17 protein-coding genes are annotated in these 17,984 nt (G+C 68.0%); 6 read left to right on the top strand and 11 right to left on the bottom strand.

Annotated elements, in window-relative coordinates:
* Window positions 1-23: 23 nt before the first annotated feature.
* The gene (locus FHW83_RS17465; RefSeq protein ID WP_176647611.1) at window positions 24-488 is read left to right on the top strand and encodes a hypothetical protein; all 465 of its coding nucleotides are present in this window, start codon (window positions 24-26) and stop codon (window positions 486-488) included.
* Here the strand turns inward: FHW83_RS17465 and FHW83_RS17460 are convergent.
* Both FHW83_RS17460 and FHW83_RS17455 read right to left on the bottom strand, forming a co-directional pair.
* A complete protein-coding gene (locus FHW83_RS17460) occupies window positions 457-777 on the bottom strand; it encodes a hypothetical protein (RefSeq protein WP_176647610.1) in 321 nt (106 codons plus the stop codon). The two genes, FHW83_RS17465 and FHW83_RS17460, sit on opposite strands and share 32 nt — an antisense overlap.
* Window positions 778-909: 132 nt before the next feature.
* A complete protein-coding gene (locus FHW83_RS17455; protein WP_176647609.1) occupies window positions 910-1,320 on the bottom strand; it encodes a VOC family protein in 411 nt (136 codons plus the stop codon).
* 82 nt (window positions 1,321-1,402) lie between these two features.
* Between FHW83_RS17455 and hpnD the strand changes: the two genes are divergently transcribed.
* The 4 genes from hpnD (at window position 1,403) to FHW83_RS17435 (ending at window position 5,389) form a co-directional block, all read left to right on the top strand.
* Window positions 1,403-2,236: a presqualene diphosphate synthase HpnD gene (hpnD, locus tag FHW83_RS17450; protein WP_176647608.1), complete on the top strand. Its 834-nt coding sequence runs from the start codon at window positions 1,403-1,405 to the stop codon at window positions 2,234-2,236.
* The gene (hpnE, locus tag FHW83_RS17445) at window positions 2,223-3,653 is read left to right on the top strand and encodes a hydroxysqualene dehydroxylase HpnE (protein ID WP_373997229.1); all 1,431 of its coding nucleotides are present in this window, start codon (window positions 2,223-2,225) and stop codon (window positions 3,651-3,653) included. The genes hpnD and hpnE overlap by 14 nt, the downstream gene beginning before the upstream one ends.
* Before the next feature lie 124 nt (window positions 3,654-3,777).
* Window positions 3,778-4,572 (top strand): DUF1700 domain-containing protein, encoded by a 795-nt coding sequence (locus FHW83_RS17440; RefSeq protein ID WP_176647607.1) that lies wholly within the window; start codon window positions 3,778-3,780, stop codon window positions 4,570-4,572.
* A gap of 7 nt (window positions 4,573-4,579) precedes the next feature.
* Window positions 4,580-5,389, top strand: coding sequence for a head GIN domain-containing protein (locus FHW83_RS17435; protein WP_308936761.1), 810 nt, complete (start codon window positions 4,580-4,582; stop codon window positions 5,387-5,389).
* Here the strand turns inward: FHW83_RS17435 and FHW83_RS17430 are convergent.
* Window positions 5,376-6,626, bottom strand: a complete 1,251-nt coding sequence (locus tag FHW83_RS17430; RefSeq protein ID WP_176647606.1) for a TIGR03862 family flavoprotein — start codon at window positions 6,624-6,626, stop codon at window positions 5,376-5,378. The genes FHW83_RS17435 and FHW83_RS17430 overlap by 14 nt on opposite strands.
* 32 nt (window positions 6,627-6,658) lie before the next feature.
* Here FHW83_RS17430 and FHW83_RS17425 point away from each other — a divergent pair, with 32 nt between their 5' ends.
* The gene (locus FHW83_RS17425) at window positions 6,659-6,904 is read left to right on the top strand and encodes a hypothetical protein (protein WP_176647605.1); all 246 of its coding nucleotides are present in this window, start codon (window positions 6,659-6,661) and stop codon (window positions 6,902-6,904) included.
* On the opposite strand, the gene moaD is transcribed toward FHW83_RS17425, so the two are convergent.
* The 8 genes from moaD to sctC form a co-directional block, all read right to left on the bottom strand.
* Window positions 6,905-7,159, bottom strand: coding sequence for a molybdopterin converting factor subunit 1 (gene moaD / locus FHW83_RS17420; protein ID WP_176647604.1), 255 nt, complete (start codon window positions 7,157-7,159; stop codon window positions 6,905-6,907).
* Window positions 7,159-8,376 (bottom strand): gephyrin-like molybdotransferase Glp, encoded by a 1,218-nt coding sequence (gene glp / locus FHW83_RS17415; RefSeq protein WP_176647603.1) that lies wholly within the window; start codon window positions 8,374-8,376, stop codon window positions 7,159-7,161. The genes moaD and glp overlap by 1 nt, the downstream gene beginning before the upstream one ends.
* Entirely contained in the window at window positions 8,376-9,854 is a 1,479-nt protein-coding gene (gene thrC / locus FHW83_RS17410; protein ID WP_176647602.1) for a threonine synthase, read from the bottom strand. Before thrC ends, glp begins: the two co-directional genes overlap by 1 nt.
* A 126-nt stretch (window positions 9,855-9,980) precedes the next feature.
* Entirely contained in the window at window positions 9,981-10,529 is a 549-nt protein-coding gene (locus tag FHW83_RS17405) for a hypothetical protein (protein WP_176647601.1), read from the bottom strand.
* Between the two features lie 80 nt (window positions 10,530-10,609).
* Window positions 10,610-11,770, bottom strand: coding sequence for a hypothetical protein (locus FHW83_RS17400; RefSeq protein ID WP_176647600.1), 1,161 nt, complete (start codon window positions 11,768-11,770; stop codon window positions 10,610-10,612).
* Window positions 11,771-11,943: 173 nt separating this feature from the next.
* The gene (locus FHW83_RS17395; RefSeq protein WP_176647599.1) at window positions 11,944-12,396 is read right to left on the bottom strand and encodes a lytic transglycosylase domain-containing protein; all 453 of its coding nucleotides are present in this window, start codon (window positions 12,394-12,396) and stop codon (window positions 11,944-11,946) included.
* The gene (locus FHW83_RS17390) at window positions 12,396-16,073 is read right to left on the bottom strand and encodes a hypothetical protein (RefSeq protein ID WP_176647598.1); all 3,678 of its coding nucleotides are present in this window, start codon (window positions 16,071-16,073) and stop codon (window positions 12,396-12,398) included. The genes FHW83_RS17395 and FHW83_RS17390 overlap by 1 nt, the downstream gene beginning before the upstream one ends.
* A gap of 141 nt (window positions 16,074-16,214) precedes the next feature.
* Window positions 16,215-17,975 carry a type III secretion system outer membrane ring subunit SctC gene (sctC, locus tag FHW83_RS17385; RefSeq protein WP_229224234.1) on the bottom strand — a complete coding sequence of 587 codons (1,761 nt, stop codon included), beginning with the start codon at window positions 17,973-17,975 and terminating at the stop codon, window positions 16,215-16,217.
* Window positions 17,976-17,984: the final 9 nt, after the last annotated feature.

Below are 17,984 nucleotides of genomic sequence, written 5' to 3'. Positions count from 1 at the left end.
CCTATACTCGCAGGATGGCTGACATGACCAGAGAAGAAGTGGACGCAAAAATCGCTGCGAGCGAAGCCCGCACCGACACCAAATTTGCGGCCCTTATCGGCAAGATTGACGTGCTGATCGCACGCATGGATCAATTTGAGCTCGAATTACGCCAGCTCAGGACCGATATGGCCGATTTGAAGAAGACCGTGCTCATCACCGGCATCAGCTCGGTGCTCGCGGTGATCTTCGGCGTCGCCGGCTTCAACGCGACACTGCTCAACAACATGACCGCCTCGTACGAATCCGGCAAGGATTCGGGACAATGGCGCAGCGAAGTGAATCAGCGGCTGGAGCAGACAAACCAGAGGCTGGACCAGACCAATCAGAAGCTGGACGCCACCATACAGAAACTCGATACCATGCTGCAAGCGCACGAGACGCGCCTGAATCAAATCAGCGCCGACGTGAAAGCCATCAAACGGGAGCGAGCGTCTGGGCGGAAATGATTTTCTGTTCGCGCTCTTGCGGCGTCGGCACCGAGGAGGATGGCGGCGCGGCCTTCGGCGCGGCGGCCGGGGCTTGCGGCTTGGATTGCTTCAGCACAAACTCGCGCAGCGAAGCCGCCTCCGATACCGACAGAGCCGTCTGGCAATTCACGCCCTCGTTGGAAATCTGCCATTCCTGGTACTCGCCCGCGTTCAGGGTACGTTGCTTCTGCTCGTCCAGTAGCTTGCAGCGGCTGGCGACCGACTTGGCCTCGTCAAGGTGCTGGGTGTAATAAGTGGCCGTTTTCATGGGCGCCGTGTCTTCCGCAGACGAGCCCTCGCATCCAGCGAGCACTGGAATAATGATCAAGGCTGCAACAATCTGCGGTTTCATACGTATGCGTTCTCCCGAAAAGGTAACACATTGTATCCTTAAATCACCCTAAGTTGCATGCGGCGGTCCTTTTAGCTCCACCACGTTGCCTTCCGGATCCGACACATAGATCGACGGCCCCTCGCCTTCGGCGCCGAAACGCGACTCCACCGAGCCCGCATCCAGGCCATGCGCGGCCAGATGCGCGCGGATGGCGACGGGGTCGAACGGTTCCACCCGCAGACAGAAGTGGTCCATATTGCGCCCCTCCACGCCCGGCGCCGCGCCGCCCATGCGTCCCAGCTTGCCGTCCAGCGGCACCAGGTCGATCATCGAGCTGCCGGCGCGCAGCTGCACCAGTCCGATCTCGTCCTGCCGCCGCTGCACCGGGCAATTCAGCACGCCGCAATAGAAGTCCAGCATGGACTGCAGGTCCACCACCCGCAGGACGATATGGTCAATTTCCCGGATAGTAATCATGTCAACTCCACCAAATAATGAACCGAGACTGTAACGCATTCCTATAGAATAGCGGCTTCGAACCGTCCATTGCTTTTTATTCATGTCCCCCGACGACTACTGCCAGCAAAAGACCGCGCAAAGCGGCTCCAGTTTTTACTACAGCTTCCTGTTCCTGCCGCCGGAGCGTCGCCGCGCCATCACCGCCCTGTACGCCTTCTGCCGCGAGGTCGACGACACCGTCGACGAATGCACCGACGAGTCGATCGCGCGCATCAAGCTGGCGTGGTGGCGCAAGGAAATCAGCGGCATGTACGCCGGCCAGCAAACCCACCCTGTCACCCAGGCGCTGCAGCCGCACATCCAGCCGTACAACCTGAAGGAAGAACACCTGCAGGCCATCATCGACGGCATGGAGATGGACCTCAACCAGACCCGCTACCTCGACTACGCCGCCCTCAGCAAATACTGCTGGCACGTGGCCAGCGTGGTTGGCATCCTGTCGGCCAGCATCTTTGGCGTGACCAATCCGCAAACCCTGCAATTCGCGGAAAAGCTGGGCCACGCCTTCCAACTGACCAACATCATCCGCGACGTGGGCGAGGACGCGCGCAAAGGCCGCATCTACCTGCCGATCAATGAACTGCAGCAGTTCAACGTGACCGCCGCCGAAATCCTCAATGCCAAGCACAGCGACAAATTCGAAAAGCTGATGGCGTTCCAGATCGCCCGCGCGCAAAAAGCCTACGACGAAGCGTTCGCCCTGCTGCCGAAGGAAGACCGGCGCGCCCAGCGCCCGGGCCTGATGATGGCCGCCATCTACCGCACCCTGCTGACCGAGGTCGAGGCCGACGGCTACCACGTCCTGGAACACCGCATCTCGCTGACGCCGATTCGCAAGCTGTGGCTGGCGTGGAAGACCTATATCCGTGGTTGACGCCAGCATCGCCGGCACCCCGGCGGATAAACGCGGTCACGTCGACACCGGCGTGCTGGCGCGCTCGGTCGCGGTGATCGGCGCCGGCTGGGCCGGCTGCGCGGCGGCGCTCGAACTGGCGCGCGCCGGCTACAAAGTCACGCTGCTGGAGGCGGCCCGCACCTTGGGTGGCCGCGCGCGCCGCGTGGAGACCGACCGCAAGCACCTCGACAACGGCCAGCACATCCTGCTGGGCGCCTACAGCGAAACCTTGCGCCTGATGAAGCTGGCCGGCGTCGATCACCGGCAAGCCTTGCTCACGCTGCCGCTGCAAATGCGTTATCCGCCCAACACCGGCGGCATGGACTTCGCCGCGCCCGCGCTGCCGCTGCCGGCGCCGCTGCACCTGGCGGCGGCCCTGTTGCGCGCCCAGGGCTTGCGGCGCGAGGACAAGCTCAGCCTTGCCCGCTTCTCCACCACCGCGCGCTGGATGGGCTGGCGGCTCAACACCGACTGCAGCGTCAGCGAACTGCTGGCGCGCTTCGACCAGACGCCGCGCCTGATCCAGCTGATGTGGCGCCCGCTGTGCCTGGCCGCGCTGAACACGCCGCCGGAGCGCGCCTCGGCCCAGGTCTTTCTCAACGTGCTGCGCGACAGCCTGGGCGCGAAGCGCCGCGCCTCCGACATGCTCCTGCCGCGCGCCGACCTGAGCGCCCTGTTCCCGGAAGCGGCCGCGCGCTACGTGACGGAGCACGGCGGCGCGGTGCGCAGCGGCGCCAAGGTCAACGCGCTGCGCTGCATCGAGAATCGGCTGTGGCAGCTGGACATCAGCGGCGCGGCCGTCGGCGGCACCTGGAGCACCTATTTCAGCGGCGTGGTGCTGGCCGCCGGCGCCAGCCAGGCCGCCACCCTGCTGCACGACATCCCGGACCACGACGCCGCCGCCGTGTGCAGCCAGCTGACCGCCTTCGAGCCGGAGGCGATCACCACCGTCTACCTGCAATACGACGCCGCCACCCGGCTGGAACTGCCGTTCTACGCCCTGCTGGACGACCCGGACAGCCACCAGTACGGCCAGTTCGTGTTCGACCGCGGCCAGCTGGACGCCGCCCAGGCCGGCCTGCTGGCGGCGGTCATCAGCGCCTCCGGCCCGGTGGCCGCCCAGCCGCAGGAATTGCTGGCCGAGGCGGTCGCGGTGCAGCTGGCGGTGGCCTTCCAGCGCCCGGAGCTGGGCCGTCCAGCATGGTTCAAGGTCATCACCGAGAAGCGCGCGACCTACGCCAGCGCGCCGGCGCTGGCGCGCCCGGACAACGCCACCGGCCTGCCGGGGCTGTTCTTGGCCGGCGACTACACCGCCGGCGACTACCCGGCCACGCTGGAAGCGGCAGTGCGCAGTGGTGTTGCCGCCGCTCAACTACTGCAAGGGAGCGCCGTCTAGTCGTGCAATTCAGTCGCCTGTTCCGCGTTTTGCGCATCCTGTCACATCCCGGTGGCGTCTCGACGGCGACCTGCGTACAGTTGCACCATCGGCAAAAGGCACGCAACATTGTGGATTTAATATCATGACCAAGCAGGAATACCTCGACGCGCTCAAACAGGCCATGCAGGGTCTGCCGCCGGAAACGGTGGCCAAGACCCTGGCCTATTACGAGCAACGCTACATCGACGGCCTGGTGGCCGGCCTGAGCGAGGCCGAGGTCTACAAACAACTCGACGAGCCGCGCAAGATCGCCATGACGCTGCGCGCCAACGCCCACCTAAGCGCTTTCGCGCAAAAGAAAACCCCGGTCAACCTGGCGCGGCTGGTGGTCTCCGTCATCGGCCTGGCCATCTTCAACCTGTTCATGGTGATTCCGGCCATGGTGTACGCCAGCCTGCTGGGCGCGATCTACATCTCGGCCTTCGCCTTCTACATCGGCGGCGTGGCGCTGACGGCCAGCGGCCTGTCGGGCCAGAACGAGCTGGCGCTGGAAGGCCCGCTGCGCCACCTGATGGAATTCACCAACACCCACTTCGAATCACGCGAGGATGAGGAGGATGCCCAGGGCTGGCGCGTCTCGATCAACAGCATGGGCGTGCAGGTCAACAAGGACGATGCCGACACCCCGCCGCCCGACGAGGAGGGCCTGAGCCGCAGCGGCAAGCTGCTCAACCGCGCCGAGGCGATGGCGGCCGGCGACGTCCACATCACCACCGATTTCGACAGCGGCGCCCGCACCACGCAGTCGTTGATCGGCCTGGGGCTGATCCTGGGCGGCATAGGACTGTGTCTGGTCAGCATTGTGCTGACCCGCTACACCGTCATAGGTTTGAAGCGTTACGCGGCGATGAATGCCTCGCTGCTGCGGGGAGGCTGAGGAAACCATGATGCGCGCATTGATGAAAATTGGGGCCGGCCTGCTGGTGCTGTCGTTTGTGCTGATCGGCGTCACCTACAGCATGCTCAAGGCCTACGGCAGCAGCAGCCCGACCAGCGTGGCCGGCCGCTCGCTGGGCACGGAAACCCGCAAGATCGACGCCATGGCGACCGTGGTGGAACTTAACGGCCCGATCGACCTGATCCTGGTGCAGGGCCAGACCGCCTCGCTCAAGGTGCGCGGCGAACAGCGCTCGCTGGGCAATATCGAAACCATCCAGGATGGCCGCGACCTGCACATCGGCACCAAGGGCATGCTGCTCAATCCACGCCATCGCCTGCAGGTGGAGCTGGTGCTGCCCTCGCTGGAGGAGCTGACGGTGCACAGCAGCGGCGACACCAAGGTATCCGGCTTTAACGGCGAGCGGCTGGAGTTGCAGCTGCACGGTTCCGGCAATGTGAACTTCGTGGGCCGCTACCGCGAGCTGACCGCCGGCGCCCATGGCAGCGGCAATATGAACATCAACGCCGGCAGCAGCGAGAACGTGGAGCTGGAGATGGTGGGTTCGGGCCAGATCAGCGCCTCCGGCAGCTGCAAGACGCTGACGGCGGAACTGACCGGTTCCGGCGACCTGAATGCGCGCCACCTGGCCTCGGACAAGGTGACGGTGAACCTGAAAGGCTCGGGCACCACCCACGTCTTCGCCAAGCAGTCGGCGGACCTGAGCCTGCGCGGCAGCGGCGACATCCGCGTGTTGGGCAACCCGGACCACCGCAACGTCAACCGCACCGGCTCGGGCGAAGTCACCTGGGAGTGAGCCAGGCCAGCGCGTCGCGCGCCGCCGCCACGCCGCCGGCGAAGCAGGCGGTCAGCAGGTAGCCGCCGGTCGGCGCTTCCCAGTCGATCATTTCGCCGGCCACGAATACGCCCGGCACGGTCTTCAACATGCTGCCCTCCAGCGCCGACCATTTCACCCCGCCGGCGCTGCTGATCGCCTCATCGATGGGCCGCGCGCGTTCCAGCCGCAACGGCAGGCGCTTGATGGCCCGCGCCAGTTGCACCTCATCGCTGAATTGTTCCTTGCTCAGGCATTCGCGCAGCAGACCCGCTTTCACGCCCTTGATGCCAAGCCGGCTTTGCAAATGGCTGGACAAGGAGCGCGCGCCGCGCGGCCGCATGAGTTCATCCGCCACGCGCTGCGCCGTCCAATCGGGCATCAGGTCCAGCCAGATGGTGGTGTGGCCCTCCGCCGCGATCTGGTCGCGCAAGGCGGCGGACAGCGCGTAAATCAGGCTGCCCTCGATGCCGCCTTGCGTCACCACGAACTGGCCTTGTTTGCGCATCTCCCTGCCCTGCGTGTCGCGCGCGATGACGGCCACGGTCATCAGCGGCTCGCCGGCGTGGCGGCTGCTGAAATGCTCGCTCCAGTTGACATCGAAGCCGCAATTGGCCGGCGCCAGCGGCGCCACCTCGACGCCGCACCCGGCCAGCAGCGGCAACCAGGCGCCGTCCGAGCCAAGCCGCGCCCAGCTGCCCCCGCCCAGGGCCAGAATCGCCGCATCGGAGCGCACCAGCCGCTCGCCGGCGGCGCCATCGTCGCCGGGCGCGCTGAATCGCAGCGCGCCATCCTGCCAGCCCAGCCAGCGGTGACGCATGTGGAATTGCACGCCGCTTTCACGCAGGCGGTGCACCCACGCGCGCAGCAGCGGCGCGGCCTTCATATCGGTCGGGAACACGCGCCCGGAGGTGCCGACAAAGGTCTCCAGTCCCAGCCCATGCACCCAATCGCGCACGGCCTGCGGGCCGAAGGCATCCAGCGCGGGACGCAGCGGCTGCGCGCTGGCGCCGTAGCGGCCGACGAAATCCGGATACGCCTCCGCATGCGTGATGTTCATGCCGCTGCGCCCGGCCAGCAGGAACTTGCGGCCGACCGAGGGCATGGCATCATACAGGTCCACCCGCACGCCGGCCTGGGCCAGCGTTTCGGCCGCCATCAGGCCGGCCGGCCCGCCACCGATGACGGCGACGCGAAAAGGTGTCAAACTAGACTGCATGAGAGGTCCATATTCAAAACAAGGGAGATACGATGGGTGCGACATTCTGGATCAAGCGCTACTTGATGGCGGCCATACCGCTGTTCGCCATTCTAGCCGCCGTTGAATGGTTCAAGGGTTCGACCGCGAAAGAGGATTACCTCAGCGCCGCCGCGTGGGCGCTGATCGCCGCCGGTATTTTCAATTACGTCGCGTGGCGCCGCTTCCGCAACGCCATGGCCTGTGCGGCCTGCGAGGACGTCGCCAAGGCCTACCAGGGCAAGCACGCGAAGAAGTAATCAGCCGCCGGTGACCGGCGGGAAGAACGCCACTTCGGCGCCGTCGGCCAGCGCGGTATCGGCGCCGCACATCACCTGGTTGCAAGCCATGCGCAGCGCCGGATGACCCAGCGCCTGGCGCCAGTTCTCGCCGCGCGCGGCCAGGTGGTCGCGCAGCGCGCCCACAGTCGCCACGCCAGCCGGCACGGCCAGCGATTCCGAGGAGGCACCGACGGCCTCACGCACGCTGGCGAAAAATTTTACGGTAATAGCCATCAATACAGTAATTCGTTAAACGGGATGAAGCGCACCATGTCGCCGGCGGCGATGGTGGTCCCTGGCGGATTATCGATCACGCCGTCGCCCCACACGGTGGAGGTCAGCACGCCGGAACTCTGGTTGCGGAACAGTTCCAGGCCGCCGTTGTCGTTGATGCGCACGCGCAGGAATTCGTTGCGCTTGTCGGCCTTGGGCCAGCTGAAATCGGCGCGCATGCTGTAGGCGCGCGGCGCAATCGTTCCTTCCACGCCTTGCAGGCGCAGGATGAACGGCCGCACGAACAGCAGGAAGGTCACGAAGCTCGATACGGGATTGCCCGGCAGGCCGATAAAGAAAGCGTTCCGCACTTCGCCAAACGCCAGCGGCTTGCCCGGCTTGACGGCGATCTGCCACATATTCAGCTTGCCCTCGGCTTCCACCGCCGGTTTGATATGGTCTTCCTCGCCCACCGACACGCCGCCGGAGGTGATAATCAAATCATGCCCCTGCGCCGATTCGCGCAGCACCGAACGCGTGGCCTCCAGCGTATCCGGCACGATGCCGAAATCGCTGATCTCGCAGCCCAGGTTTTCCAGCAGCGCGCGCAGCGTGAAGCGGTTGGAGTTGTAGATCGCGCCCGGCGCCAGCGGCTCGCCCGGCATGGTCAACTCGTCGCCGGTGAAGAACACGGCCACGCGCAGCTTGCGCTTGACCGGCAGTTCCGCCAGGCCGACCGAGGCGGCCAGACCAAGTTCCTGGCTGCGCAAGCGCGTGCCGGAAGGCAGGATCACGCTGCCGCTGGTGATGTCCTCGCCGGCGCGGCGTATCCATTCGCCGGACTTCGGCACATGCCGCACGGTGACCACGTCGCCATTCAATTCGCACTGCTCCTGCATGACCACAGCGTCCGCGCCCCGCGGGATCATGGCGCCGGTGAAGATGCGCGCGGCGGTCCCCGGCTGCAAAGGCTGGCCGACATGGCCGGCCGGAATGCGTTGCGATACCTTGAGCGCGGCCTCGCCGCTGGCGCAATCGGCGGCGCGCACGGCGTAGCCGTCCATCTGCGTGTTGTCGGCGCCCGGCACGTCCATGCCGGAGACCTGCGCCGCAGCCAGCACACGGCCGTTGGCCGCCAGCGTCGGGATCACCTCGCTGTCCGCCACCGGACGCACAGCGTCCAGCATGAAGGCCAGCGCCTCGCTGACCGACAGCATCGGCTTGCGCGGCTCGCTCATTACAGGCCCGTGTTGGCGGCGATGTACGCCTTCATGGCCTCGACTTCCGGCTTCATGACGACGAACTTCTGCGGCAGCGCCTCGATGTCCTCGAAGCCGTCCGGGCGCTCGGCGTCCTCGCCCAGCGCTTCCAGGATGGTTTCGTTGAACTTGGCCGCCAGCGCGGTTTCCAGCACGATCATGGTCACGCCCGGCTCCAGGTTTTCCTTCGCCACCTTGATGCCGTCGGCGGTGTGGGTGTCGATCACGATGCCGTAATCGTCGGCCACGTCGCGGATGGTGTTCACGCGGTCGGCGTGGGTCGATTTGCCGGACTTGAAGCCATACTTGGCCACCAGCTTGAATTCGTCGCCATCGCTGCCCGGTTTGCCGGACAGGTCGAAGCCGCCGTGGGTTTCCACTTTATGGAACAGCGCGCGAGTGCGGTCGCTGTCGCGGCCCACCAGTTCGTAGACGAAGCGCTCGAAGTTGGACGCCTTGGAGATGTCCATCGACGGGCTGCTGGTGTGATAGGTTTCGGACGACTTGCGCACGCGATACACGCCGGTGCGGAAGAATTCGTCCAGCACGTCGTTCTCGTTGGTGGCGGCCACCAGCTTGTCGATCGGAAGACCCATCATGCGCGCGATATGGCCGGCGCAGATGTTGCCGAAGTTACCCGACGGGACGGTGAACGATACCTTCTGGTCATTCGAGGTGGTCGCCGCCAGGTAGCCGCGGAAGTAGTACACCACCTGCGCCACCACGCGCGCCCAGTTGATCGAGTTGACGGTGCCGATCTTGTGTTTGGCCTTGAATTCGAGGTCGTTGGAGACCGCCTTGACCATGTCCTGCGCGTCATCGAACACGCCTTCGATGGCGATGTTGAAGATGTTCGGGTCCTGCAGCGAGAACATCTGCGCGGTCTGGAAGGCGCTCATCTTTTTGTGCGGCGACAGCATGAAGACGCGGATGCCCTTCTTGCCGCGCATCGCGTATTCGGCGGCGCTGCCGGTGTCGCCCGAAGTGGCGCCGAAGATGTTCAGCTCCGCGTTCTGCTTGGCCAGCGCGTACTCGAACAGGTTGCCCAGCAATTGCATGGCCATGTCCTTGAACGCCAGGGTCGGACCGTTGGACAGCGCCTGCAGCACCAGTTTGCTGCCGTCCTTGCCCTCTTCCAGCACGCGCAGCGGCGTGATGTCGGCGGCGTTTTCGTCCTTGCGGGCGTTTTTATAGACTTCCTTGGTGTAGGTCTTGGCGGTCAGCGCGCGCAGGTCGGCTTCCGGGATATCGGTCGCGAACTTCCTGAGGATCTCGAACGCCAGCTCGGCGTAGGACAGCTTGCGCCAGGCGTCCAACTCGGCGCCGGTCACTTGCGGGTAGGCGGCCGGCAGGAACAGGCCGCCATCAGCGGCCAGGCCGCCCAGCAGGATGTCGGAAAATTGTTGGGAAGACGAAGCGGCGGCCGACGAGGCGGCGCGGGTAGACACGTATTGCATAAATTAGAAAGTCCGGTTGGGCTGGCAGCAAAAGAGCAGAACGGTGCTAAGAAGCGAATATTATAGTGCGCCCGGCGCTTTTTCGTGAATTCCGCGTTGTTTTATGGTTATTTTCGCCGCTCTGGCTTACTGGGCGAGCGCTTTCAGGCCTTTCCCCAGCTCTTCCCTGACCGAGTTTTTGGACTGGTTGAGGGCGATCTGGTTCTGGATTTGCGCCAGCGCGTTTTGCGCCGCGATGGTCTCCAGCGACATGGCCCGCATGGCGGCGATACCGCCGTCGTGCTCGGCGGCCGGCGCGGCGTGGTGCGGCGCCGCCGGCTGGGGTGCCTCCGCCGCCGGCTTGGCGGCGCCAAAACTGGCCGGCGCCGGCGCCGGTGCGTGCGCGGCCGCAGGCGGCGTGCCGACATCGCGGGTGGCCGCGCCCTTGCCGCCGCTCTGCAGGCCGGCGATTTTCAGGCGCTGAGGCGCCATGCCCAGCGGCCGCGGGCCCGAACCGGAAACGGCCGGCTTGGCGGCACGGCCGGTGGAGGCCAGCCCGGCCAGCGGACCGCTGATGGCCGGACGCGCGCCGGGCTTGGCGGCCTCGTTGCCGGCCGGCTTGGACGCCGTGCCCGGCGCGGTGGCCGCCAGGTCCGGGCTGATTGGCGAGGAATGGCTGATGCTACCAACAGTCATGATGAATCTCCCATAAACAGCGATGCGGAAGGCCAGCGCTGACGCCAGCGCCGGCCCGGATAACAAAACAACAACTACGCTTACTGCGCCAGCGCCTTGACGCCTTTGCCCAACTCGTCCTCGATCTGGTTCTTGGCCTGGTTCAGCGCGATGGCGTTCTGGATCGCCGCGATGGCGTCCTGCGCCGCCATGGTGGCGAGCGACGATGCGCGCGCGGCGGCAATGGTCGACGCCGCATCGCCCATCGAGGCCAGATTGCTCACCACGTCCGAAGCGTTCTGCGCGCGGTCGCCGTTGTGGCCCTTGTCGTCGCGCGCATCGTCCTTGCGCTGCGCGTTCGGCTTGCCGTCGCCCTCCTCCGGCTGCTGCGCCAGCGAGGTGCCGGGCGCCTGGCTGTTCGGGTGCTGCTGGTCCGGCGTCACCACGTCGCGCGTGGTGGTGTGCGGCGCCTCCGCGCCGCGACCGCGGCCGCGCCGGCTTTCATAGGCGTCGGCGGCCAGCGGCGCGGCCATGCCGGCCACCATCAGCGTGGTGCTGTTCGCGCCCGGCACGTTGCCGAGCGCCTCGCCGGTCTTGGTCACCGCCTCGTTGACCGCCAGCCCGGCGCCGCTCTCGGCGGCGCGCTTGAGCAGGCCTTTCGGGCCGCCCACCACGTCGCCGACGAAACTCTGCAGCTTTTCACCGCCGATATGGCCCACCTGCATGGTGCCGACCACGGCCGCCGCCGCCAGGCCCTCGGGCGTCAGCGCGGCCGCCACCGTCAGCGCGCCGCCCACCGCGCCCATGCCGTCGTGCAGCGCCTTGCCGAAATCGCCGTGCGCCACGTCCTTGGCCATGGCGATCGAGCCCTTGACCGTGCTCTCGATACCATCCGCCACGCCGGTCAGCACCTTGTCCGCCACCTGGCGCTCGGCGTCCACCACCTTGTCGCCGATGTTCTTGACCTTCTGCGCCATCTTGTCCAGCGATTTACTGAAGTGCATCTCGGTGGTGGCGTCGCAGGCCGCCTCCATCTCGGCCTTGGGCATCTCGGTGATCGCCTTGACGCCGTAGTTGGCGCAACTGACGGCGTCGTTCAACGCGGCCTTGAACTTGAGGTGGGCCAGATCGTCCACCGCGTGCAGGGCCGCCTCGCCCATGTGCACCAGGTCCTTGCCGACGTTCTCGACGCCGTGCACCACATCCTTGGCCGCATGCTCTATCGCGTGACCCAGGTGCTTGAAAAAACTCTTGAAACTCATAAGGATTCCTTTCAGCGGAAATTTAAAAAATTGCTTGCGGCAGGAGGGTCACGCTCCGCACCACCACCCGCGGCCGGAGCCGGGCAGGTTTTCAGCTTAACAACAACGACGCGGGCCGCCGCGCGCCAAAACGAAGCGGCGCGCCGGTGGCCGAAGCGCTGCCGGCGCGCCGCCTACGGCGGGCCGGCATGGGCGGCGACGATGCGCTGGATCGCCGCCTTGTAACTGTCGCGCAGGGCCGGCGTCTCCGAGTGGTAGGCGCCGACCGCGTCCCAGGTGTTGCCGTACTTGAGCATCATCTTGCGCAGATGCCAGGCCGCCACGTAGACGCCCACGCAGGGTTCCATCAGCTGTTCCGGCGCGATGCCCCAGCGCTGCAACTCCGCCTTGTGCGCCGAGTTGATCTGCATCAGGCCGTAATCCAGCGAGCCGTTGGCGTTGTGGTGCAGCGCGTCGGCGCGCCCGCGCGACTCCTGCCAGGCGATCGCCCGCAGCACGGTCGCGTTGACGTGCTGGTAGGCGGCCGCCTCGTCGAAGCAGTCGGCGCGCGCGGCCGGCGCCAGCCAGCCGCAGGCGGCCGCGACGACGACGGCGCCGCCGCGCAGTGCCAAGCCCGGCCGCCGCATCAGGCCCCCTCCGCGCCGTGCTCGGGCGCCGGCGGGCGCGGCTCGGCGGCCCAGGCGCGCACCACATTGGGCGGCGCGGCGGTGGCGTACAGCTCGCGGTCGCTGCTGACGCTGTGGTTGGCGGTCAGCACCAGACCGAAGTTCAGGCCGGCGACGTCGCTGGCGGTCTGCGCCTCGAAGGCCTGGATCTGCATCGGCACCCACGAGTTCTCGTCGCTCAGCTTGGACATCATGTGGGCCGACAATTCCTTCAGGCGCGGGTCGTGCGGGTCGCGGCGGTGGATCGCCGAGGCCAGCGCCGCGCTCTCGTCCAGGCCCTTGCGCACGTCGGCGCGCAGGCGCGAGCGCAAGGTGTAGTGCTGGCCCGGGCCGGCCCAGTTGTCGAGCTTGGCGACGAACTTGTCCAGCTCGTGCTTGGCCTCGGCCGGCCCGTGCACCGCCTCGAACACCTTCTCGAACTGGGCCTGGCGGCTCGGCTCCGTCAGCAAGGCCTTGAAGTGCTGGGCGTCGCGGTGCTCGACCTCGCGCAGCGTGTAGGTCTCCGACAGGCGCCCGGCCTCGATCACGCTGCGGAAGGTGACGTTCATGCCCTGGTCCACCAGGCTGTAGTTGGCCTGGCGCGCCGCCAGCGGCGTGATCATGTTGAGCGCCTCCGAGGTCGGGTCGGCGCCCACCTCCCTGGCCTCGCCGCCGCCGGGCGGCGTGACCATCTCGCCCTTGCCGTCCTCGACCGGGATGGACGGCGCGGTGGTGGTCATCCCCAGCGTGCCGTTGACCTGCAGGCGCGACAGGTGGTTGTTGCGCACCATGCGCACGTTGCCGGTGGACTCGGTGCGCTTGTTGTTGGCGGCCGAGGCCCAGTCGACGCTGACACCGGCGCTCACGCCGGCGCCGACGGTCTCGAATGGATCGTCGTGCGCCACCACGCTGGCCCGGGCGTTGACGGAGGCGGCGGCGGTGTGGCGCAGCGTCTCGCCGGTCTGGTGCTGCCAGCCGATCGACAGGGTGTCGCTCTCGAGGAATTCGCTGGCGAGTTTTTCCCACGTCGCCGCCGGCGACAAATTGCCGCCGCCCTCGCCCTTGGCCATGGTGAACATGGCGTCGACGAACTGGGTCAGCTCGTCGCGCGCGCGGGCGCTGTTGAAGGTCTGGCCATCCAGGTTTTCCGGCCGCGAGGTACGCACCATCACGCCGCGCGTGTAGCTCTTGTCGCCGGCCAGCGGGGTCACCGTGCCCTGGCCGCCGCCCTGCACGCTGAACAGCTTGCCCAGGCCCTTGCGCACCGAGGCCGTCATGCCGCCGCCAAAGGCGCCGGCATACTGCCTCTGGGTGCCGACGAACAGCTCGCCGCCGTGGTGGCTGGTGCCGACGCTGAGCACGGCGGCGCGGGCGCCGGTGCCGCGCACGTCGGCCACCGGCGCCACCGAGGCCTTGACCCCGGTCAGCGCCTTGGTCAGCGCGCCGGACAGTTTCTTGATCGGCACCGACAGCGGCGCGAAGTTGAAACCCGCCGTGCCGCCGCTGGCCGCCGTCACCACGCCGCCCCAGGTGTGCTCCTGCACGAAGGTGCGCACGTACTGGTGGGCGCCCTCGGGCGTCATGTCGCGCGGACGGTCGGTGGCCGGGTCGTCGATGGTGCTGGCCTGGCGCAGCGCCTTGCCGAAGTTGGTTTCCTGCTGCGCGGTCACGGCGCCGGCCGGCGCCGGCTGCATTTCCGCCAGGCCGCTGGCGCCGGCCCACTGCTTCAGGTGCTGCAAGGTGATGCTCTTGCCCTCCCAGGCCGACAGCTTGGCGGCGATGGCGGCGGTGGCGTCCGGCGTGCCGTGGTGGTCGGCGATGTCGATCGCCACCTGCATCAGGGCTTCCTTGCCCAGCTCGTGACCGAGCGGGCGCGTGTGTTCCATCGCGCGCTGCACATAGTTCATCAGCGCCACCTGTTCCAGTTGCGGCGGCAGCGGCTGGCGCGGCGCGGCCAGGTTGCGCACCATGTCGGCGTGCGCCGGCGTGCCGGCCGCCGGCAACTGCGCCTCGAGGTGCGCGCTGAGCTCGCTCATGGCGGTGGCGACGGTGCTATCGAGCTTGGTGATGTTGTCGTCCGGGTGGCCCTGGCCGGCGTTGTTGACGCCCATCGCCCGGAATGGCGTCAGCGGCGACTTCTTCTTGCCGAACACCTGGTTGACGCTGGCCGCCACCATCTTCGCGCGCGCCTTGACGAACTTGCCGTTCTTGAGCGGATTCTTGGCGTTGAACGCGACCGAGGCGTTGCGCTCGTGCTTGGCCGCGCGCGCCACGTATTTGCCCATCTTGGCCAGCCGGCCCTGCACCTTGGACAGCTCGGTGCCCGGGCCGCTGTCGCGGAAACCGTTCTTCCACGCGAACACCGCGCCCTTGTCGGCCGGCGACAGCGCCGCGTACGGGCTGGCGGCGCCGGCCACGTGCGGCGCGGTGTGGATGCGCATCTCGATGGTCAGCACGGTCTCGGCCAGCGTGGTCTGCGCGTGGCGGCCGCCCACCTTGAGCGCCGCGCGGCTGGCGGCGCCGGACAGCGCGCTGGCGCCGTGGGTGGCCGCGCCCTCCCGCGCCACCTTGTCGACCGCGGTCAGCAGGCGCTGGAAGCCGGCCTGGCGCTCGGGCGCCATGGGCGGCTGCATCATCGTCATCAGGGCGCGGAAGCCCGGCGCCGTCTGCGCCAGCCCGGTGGCGGCGCGCAAGGCGTCCAGCTGCGGCCCGGCCAGCCGGCCGCTGGCCAGGCCTTGCAGCATCTGCTCCATGTGCGGGGCCGAACTCAGCACCTCCAGCGCCTCCGCCGCGTGCAGGGCGTTGCCGCCGCAGGCCTGGGCCAGGTGTTCGGCCACCATCAGGTGCTGGCTGTAGGGGAAGGACAGGTCGGGCGTGTCCACCGGCCCGGCGCCGGGATGCGGGGCCGGGTGTTCCAGCGCCGCGTGCAGCGCGGTGGTCAGGGTGTCGCCGGCCACCTGCGAACCCAGCGCGTGCGGCCCCGCCCCGAACAACCCGGCGACGTGCTCGCGCATGGCGCCGGCGTCGTGCAACGCCGCCAGGCTCTCGGCCGGGCGGTCGCTCATGGCCGGCTTGGGCAGCTCGGGGGCGATCTGCGTCACCGCCGTGCGCATGGTTTTCTGCATTTTCTTGTGGTCGCTGTTGAGGATACCCTTGTCGAGCGGCTTGCCGGCCGGCGGCGCGCTGGGGGCGCCGCGCTGGGCGGCCGGCGCCGGCGCCAGCGTCGAGCCAGAGCTGGGCAGGTGCATGCCCCGCCCCGGCTTGACCTGCGTGCGGGTGAAGAAGCTGGAAATCTGGGTCGATTCGCGCTTGCGCGCCGGGTGCGGCATGGTGTGGGCCACGTCGGCCACCGTCGCCTGGCGCGCCGAGCCGGCCATGCGCGGCGGCGCGGCCGGCTGCTCGGGCGGCGGCGTCTGCTCCGGCTCGAAATGGTCGGCGGCGTCGAAGAATTCGTCGTCCGAGCCGGCGTCCTCGTTCCGCAGCGGCGTGCGCTGCAGCCGCGGCCCCAGGCCGGACAGTTGCGGCGGCACGCTGCCGCCGCGCCCGCGCGGCGACGGCGGCGGCGATGGCCGGCTGCCGGAGGTGGAACCGCTGTCGTTGGTATGAACCGGATCAACGGGACGCTGCATGCTGCGGAAGATGTTGCCGATGTTGCTCATGTGAGTGCTCCTCGAAAAGGTGGGGCGCCGCGCACGGGCGCGGCGCCGCGTTCACGTACAGTCTGGGGGACCGGGCCGGCGCCGCTGAGGCGCCAGGCGAAGAGATCGCCGCCGCCGCGAAGCGCGGCGGCGGCCGGCCGCCTATTGCGGCGTGACGATGCGCGGCGTCAGCAGGAACAGGCGCTGGAACTTCTGCTGCTGGTCCTGCTTGTTGCGGAACAGCGCGCCCAGCACGGGCAGGCGCGACAGCAGCGGCACGTCGGTGTTCTGCTTGCTGCTCTGCTCCACCGCGTAGCCGGCGATCAGCAGGCTCTCGCCGTTGCGGATCAAGGCCTCGGTGTCGATCTCGCTGTTGCTCACCACCGGCAACTGCCCCACCTGCTGGCCGGTCAGCTGACCGTCCTCGATGTGGATGGTGAGCCGGATCTGGCCGTCGGCGGCCGGGTCGCCCGCCGGCACCACCATCGGCAGCACCCGCAGCGAGGTGCCGGCCGACACGCTGTACAGGTCGGACGACTGGTAGCCAGCCACCGGCACGTAGAAGGTGGTCTTGTTGTCCATCACCGCCTCCACGTTGTTCAGGGTCGCCACCTTGGGACTGGCCGTGACGCGCGCCTCGCTGCCCTGCTCCAGCGCGCTGATGCGGCTCAGCAGGTAGCGGCCGGCGCCGCCCACCACCGCCGTCAGGGTGCCGCCTGCGGGCGTGGTGGCGCTGCTGCCGTTGAGCGAGCCCGGATAGCTGGCTTGCGCCGAGTTGCCGTCGCCGCTCTGGAAGTCGACGTGGCTGCTGTGCAGGCGCCAGTCCACGCCCAGCTGCTCCAGCGCGTTCTCGGTGATGTCGATGATGCTGGCGCTGATCTCCAGCACCTTGGGCCGGGTGTCCAGCTCGGCGATCAGGCGCTCGTAGGCCGCCATCTTCTCCGGCAGGTCGCGCACCAGGATGGCGTTGGTGCGCGGGTCGGGCTGGATGGTGGGGCCGTCGTCGTCGGCCATGCCGGCCGCGCCCGCCTGCGCGGCGGCCGGCGGCGGCCACCCGCTGTCGGCGCCGCCGGCCTGTGCGCCGGACGGCAGCGGCGGCTTGCGCGCGGCGTTGTCGCCGCCGCCCAGGCCGGGCAGCGCCGCGCTCCAGAAACTATTGGCCGGGGCCGGCTCGTTCTTCTGCGTCACGCTGCCGACCCGCGCCACGCCGGCGGGCGCCGGCACCGGCGACGGCGCCGCCACGGCGCTCCTCTGGTACATGCTGCGCAGGATGTTGGCCACGCCGACGATGGTGATCTGCTGGCCGCCCACCCGCAGCGGATGGTCGGTGGCCCAGGCGTACTTGAGCGGGAACACGCGCACCTCCAGCGCCCGCTTCTGCTGATGGTCGACGTCGATCTTGCGCGCCAGCTCGCCGATCAGCTCGACGTAGCGCGGCGGCCCCGACACCAGCACCGTGTTGGTCTGGTCGTCGTAGACGATGGCGAAGCGCGGATCGGCGATGCGCAGGCGGGCGACCGCGCTGCGCAGGTCGGCCGTCCTGGCGTGGGCCAGGCCGATCGAGGTGCTGCGCGCCTCGTTGGCGCCGGCGATGTACAGCACGGTGCCGTCGTAATACCAGACAAAGCCGAACGAGGCGGCCAGGTGTTCGAGCAGGCGCTGCGGCGGCTCGTTGAAGCTGCCGGTGACGTTGCCCTCGACCTGCGGCGAGATCGACGCCAGCACGTTCTGGCTGGCGGCCAGCTCGCGCAGGATCTCCTTCACATCCTTGTGGTCGGCCACGTATTTGATGCTGCCGCTCTGCCACGGGATGCGGTGGGCGGCGGCGCGCGGCGATGGGCTGTCCGCCTGGTTGGCCTGGGCCGGCGCGCAGGCCAGCCAGGCCGCCAGCAGCATGCCGCTGGCGGGTAAGAAACGATTCATGGTCTTCCT

The sequence above is a fragment of the Duganella sp. SG902 genome, from assembly GCF_013376005.1.
Taxonomy (GTDB): domain Bacteria; phylum Pseudomonadota; class Gammaproteobacteria; order Burkholderiales; family Burkholderiaceae_D; genus Rugamonas.
Note: the sequence above shows the minus strand (reverse complement) of the source record. Positions and strands in the feature narration are given on the sequence as shown.